This is a genomic window from Limosilactobacillus vaginalis DSM 5837 = ATCC 49540 (assembly GCF_000159435.1).
Classification (GTDB): Bacteria; Bacillota; Bacilli; order Lactobacillales; family Lactobacillaceae; genus Limosilactobacillus; species Limosilactobacillus vaginalis.
Genome location: NZ_GG693412.1, coordinates 163,117 through 167,615 on the forward strand (window position 1 = coordinate 163,117; position 4,499 = coordinate 167,615).

The window sequence follows — 4,499 nt, forward strand, 5'->3', positions numbered from 1 at the left end:
AAATTAAAGAAGGAGAGTAGCAATGGCTAAAGTTAATTTAGACGTCACGGCAATCCAGAAGATCCTTCCTCACCGCTACCCAATGTTATTAATTGATCACGTTGATGAGTTAGTTCCTGGTGAAATGGCGGTTGCACGTCGTAATGTGACAATTAATGAGGAAGTCTTTAACGGACATTTTCCTAATAATCCTGTATTACCAGGAGCACTAATTGTTGAATCCCTAGCGCAGACTGGAGCGGTAGCATTGTTATCGTCTCCTAAATTTAAGGGAAAGACAGCTTACTTTGGCGGTATCAAGACCGCTGAGTTTCGTAAAGTCGTTCGTCCCGGAGATGTAATGCGGTTAGAAGTTCACCTAACTAAGATCCACCGCAACATCGGTGAAGGGAAGGCAGAAGCAACAGTTAATGGTCAACGAACTTGTTCAGCAGAATTAACATTTTTTATTGGATAAGGTGAGTGGTGAAATGTTTTCGAAAGTTTTAGTAGCAAATCGAGGCGAAATTGCTGTTCGGATTATTCGTTCCCTTCATGAGTTGGGAATAAAGTCAGTTGCCGTTTATTCTGCGGCTGACCGGGAAAGTCTCCACGTTCAATTAGCTGACGAAGCAGTTTGTGTCGGTGGAGCACGGCCTCAGGAATCATACCTAAATATGAAGAATATTTTAGCTGCTGCTATTGGTACGGGCGCCCAGGCAATTCACCCTGGATTTGGTTTTCTTTCGGAAAATAGTAAGTTTGCTGAAATGTGTCAGGCCTGTGGGATTACCTTTATTGGTCCGGATGCAAAGATTATTGATTTGATGGGGAACAAGGAACACGCTCGGCAGCAAATGAAGCGGCTTGGTGTTCCGGTGATTCCAGGAAGTGATGACTATATTCAGGACGTAAATGAGGCAAAACGGGTGGCAGCGAAAATTGGTTACCCGGTATTAATCAAGGCTGCCGCTGGTGGTGGCGGTAAGGGGATTCGACGAATTAATGATGAAGCAGCGATGACTGATTCATTTAATGAAGCCCAAAGTGAAGCCAAATTAGCCTTTGGTGACGATCACATGTATATCGAAAAGATCATGGAGAACGTCAAGCACATTGAAGTCCAGGTGTTTCGTGATCAAGCAGGTCATGCTGTTTACTTCCCGGAAAGAGACTGTTCACTTCAAATTAATAAGCAGAAGGTCCTAGAGGAAAGTCCGTGTCAGTTAGTAACTGAACAGGAACGAAAGCAACTAGGCCAGATTGCCTTAAGGGCTATTAACGGGATCGATTACCTAAATACAGGAACAATCGAATTCTTAATGGATCAGGATCACCATTTCTACTTCATGGAAATGAATACGCGGATTCAAGTCGAACATACCGTAACGGAAATGGTAACCGGGATCGACCTTGTAAAAGCACAGTTAAAAGTGGCTGCTGGTGAGGATTTACCATTTGACCAGTCAGATATCCAAATTAACGGTGCGGCAATTGAATGTCGAATAAATGCAGAGGATCCTAATAATAACTTCATGCCATCTACCGGGAATATTAAGTACTTATATCTACCGGTTGGTAACCTGGGAATGAGAATTGATACAGATCTTTACCAGGGGGCAAAGGTGACACCATTTTACGATTCAATGGTTGCTAAAGTGATTGCCCTTGGCCATGACCGAGCAGAAGCAATCGAGAAGATTAAACGGCTACTTAACGAGATGGTTATTGAGGGAATAAAGACTAACCAAGAAATTCAATTGGCAATTCTTCAGGATCCTACTTTTATTAAAGGTGATTTTACAACTAGTTACTTAGAAAAAGTATTTTTAAAGCGGTGGAAGGAGAACCATAGTCGCAATGAACTTGTACGATCATGACAACACTCTTACAGCCCATCATATTAAAGCCGATCGAGAAGCCGACGCTAAAGTACCGGATAATTTATGGACAAAATGCCCAAAATGTGAAACGACGGTTCTTACTGATGATTTAGATCAGTACCAGACATGTCCAAATTGCTTTTACGGTTTTCGAATAAGTGCTCGGCAACGTCTAAATTGGTTAGTTGATCAATTCACTGAATTTGATACTGACTTGCAGACAACGGATCCCCTTAATTTTCCGAGATATGATCAAAAACTTGCGAAGGCCCAACAACGAACGAAATTGAATGATTCAGTGTTAACGGGAACCGCCATGATTGGTCAGGAAAAATTTGGGTTAGGGATTATGGACCCAACATTTATTATGGGATCGCTCGGAACCGTAACTGGTGAAAAGATTACGCGGTTGTTTGAGCGGTCAACTGAGCAAGAATTGCCGGTAGTATTATTCACTGCTTCAGGTGGTGCCCGGATGCAAGAAGGAATTATGTCATTAATGCAGATGGCAAAAGTTAGTGCAGCGGTTAAGCGTCATTCACAGGCAGGCCTTTTGTACGTTGTCGTATTAACCGATCCAACTACCGGTGGGGTAACAGCAAGTTTTGCAATGCAGGGTGACATTACCCTTGCCGAGCCACATGCTTTAGTCGGCTTTGCAGGACGACGAGTTATTGAACAAACGATGCACCAAAAGATTCCTCGTGATTTGCAGGATGCAGAAACATTACTTAGTCATGGCTTCATTGATCGAATTGTTCGTCGTCAAGATGAAAAACAAACTCTGCAATGGCTATTAAAATATGGAGGGTGATAACTTGGCTAAGTCAGCAGGTCAAATTGTTGTAGCATCACGAGCTGAGCAAAAAATAACTGGTGAGCAAATTGTTCATTCGCTGTTAAGTGATTTTATGGAATTGCATGCCGGTGGAATTGGTAGCGATGACCCAGCTGTTATTGGTGGAATTGGTCTTTTTCATGGGCAACCAGTAACGGTGATCGCAATTGATAAGGGAGACACGATAGAAGATAAGGTGAACAAGCACTTTGGTTGCCCTACACCAGCTGGTTACCGAAAATCGTTGTACCTGATGAAACAGGCTGCAAAGTTTCACCGACCGGTCCTTTGCTTTGTTAATACTCCTGGGGCATATCCAGGACAAGAAGCAGAAGAAACAGGTCAGGGAGCAGCAATTGCCCAAAATATTTTAGAAATGAGTCAGCTACCAACACCAATCATTACCGTAATTTTTGGTGAAGGAGGCAGTGGGGGTGCCCTAGCCCTCGCCAGTGGTGATCAAGTCTGGATGCTAGAAAATAGTACATATTCTATTTTGTCACCAGAAGGATTTGCTTCAATTTTGTGGAAAGACAGTAGTCGGGCAAATGAAGCAGCTCAAATTATGCAATTGACCCCTCGTGATTTGCAACAAAAACATATTATTGACGGCATTCTCGAAGAACCAAACGATCATCGGCAGGTTGTCCAGAATATTGATCGAGTTCTCCAACAGCAGCTTAGTCAACTGCAAAAAATGCCGGTAGAAGACTTATTAAAACAGCGGTATGAACGGTACCGCAAATTTTAGTGGAGGTTTGATGAGAGTGTCAGGAATTTTAGCAGATAAGAAGATTATTGTAATGGGAGTAGCTAATAAACGTTCAATTGCTTGGGGATGTGCGCAAGAAATGGAACGTCAAGGAGCTACCATTATCTATACATATCAAAATGATCGGATGAAGCGTAGCCTTCAACGGTTAGTAAGCGATGATGCTCAACTATTTGAATGTGACGTTGCAAATGATGAGAGCATCGAGAAGGCCTTTACCAGCATTAAAGAAGCTGTTGGCTCCGTAGATGGAATCGTTCATGCGATTGCCTACGCAAAAAAAGAAGAATTAGGCGGTTCAATCCTTGATGTTAGCAGGGATGGCTATGCACTTGCCCAAAATATTTCAGCATACTCATTAATTGCCGTGGCAAAGTATGCTCAAAGCCTAGAACTCCTTAACGATCCAAGTAGCATTGTCACCTTGACTTACTTTGGCTCTGAACGGGCAATTCCTAACTATAACGTGATGGGGATTGCTAAGGCAGCCTTAGAGGCAAGTGTTCGCTACTTGGCACGTGATATGGGTGATGCTAATGTTAGGGTTAATGCTATTTCTGCTGGGGCTGTGAAGACGCTAGCAGTTACGGGAATTAATGGTCACGCGGATCTATTAAAGATGTCTCAAGAACGGACCGTTGATGGTCAAAGTGTAAGTTTGAAAGAAATTGGTGGAACTTGCGCATTCTTAATGAGTGACCTATCAACTGGGGTTGTCGGTGACGTGATTTATGTTGATAAAGGTGTGCATTTAATTTAATGAAGCAAGTAATGAAAAATGACTTATCTGAAGAGAAGATAAGTCATTTTTGTTCTAATTTTTCTGGAAAAATAGTTGTGAAATCGCGAGTCACATCAACCCAGGATTATGCTAAGCAGGTTTTGGAAAAAGGTTCGTTAGAGAAAGAATTGTTGGTAGTCGCTAACCAACAAAGTACGGGCTACGGGAAACTAGGTCGGGCATTTTATTCACCAGCCAATGCAGGAATTTATATGACGATTGTTTTACCCCATAAGACGCCACGAG

At 42.5% G+C, this 4,499-nt stretch carries 5 protein-coding genes and 1 pseudogene; all 6 read left to right on the forward strand.

The window, feature by feature from the left end:
- Positions 1-22 precede the first annotated feature (22 nt).
- Entirely contained in the window at positions 23-457 is a 435-nt protein-coding gene (fabZ, locus tag HMPREF0549_RS00700) for a 3-hydroxyacyl-ACP dehydratase FabZ (RefSeq protein ID WP_003716321.1), read from the forward strand.
- A 13-nt stretch (positions 458-470) separates the two neighbouring features.
- Positions 471-1,859, forward strand: a complete 1,389-nt coding sequence (gene accC / locus HMPREF0549_RS00705) for an acetyl-CoA carboxylase biotin carboxylase subunit (protein ID WP_040530608.1) — start codon at positions 471-473, stop codon at positions 1,857-1,859.
- Positions 1,840-2,676 carry an acetyl-CoA carboxylase, carboxyltransferase subunit beta gene (gene accD / locus HMPREF0549_RS00710; protein ID WP_003716323.1) on the forward strand — a complete coding sequence of 279 codons (837 nt, stop codon included), beginning with the start codon at positions 1,840-1,842 and terminating at the stop codon, positions 2,674-2,676. Before accC ends, accD begins: the two co-directional genes overlap by 20 nt.
- Positions 2,666-3,451 carry an acetyl-CoA carboxylase carboxyltransferase subunit alpha gene (gene accA, locus HMPREF0549_RS00715; protein WP_003716324.1) on the forward strand — a complete coding sequence of 262 codons (786 nt, stop codon included), beginning with the start codon at positions 2,666-2,668 and terminating at the stop codon, positions 3,449-3,451. The genes accD and accA overlap by 11 nt, the downstream gene beginning before the upstream one ends.
- A gap of 10 nt (positions 3,452-3,461) precedes the next feature.
- Positions 3,462-4,232, forward strand: coding sequence for an enoyl-ACP reductase FabI (gene fabI, locus HMPREF0549_RS00720; RefSeq protein WP_040530611.1), 771 nt, complete (start codon positions 3,462-3,464; stop codon positions 4,230-4,232).
- 77 nt (positions 4,233-4,309) lie between these two features.
- Positions 4,310-4,499: pseudogene (locus HMPREF0549_RS09830) on the forward strand (biotin--[acetyl-CoA-carboxylase] ligase); the annotation flags it as partial.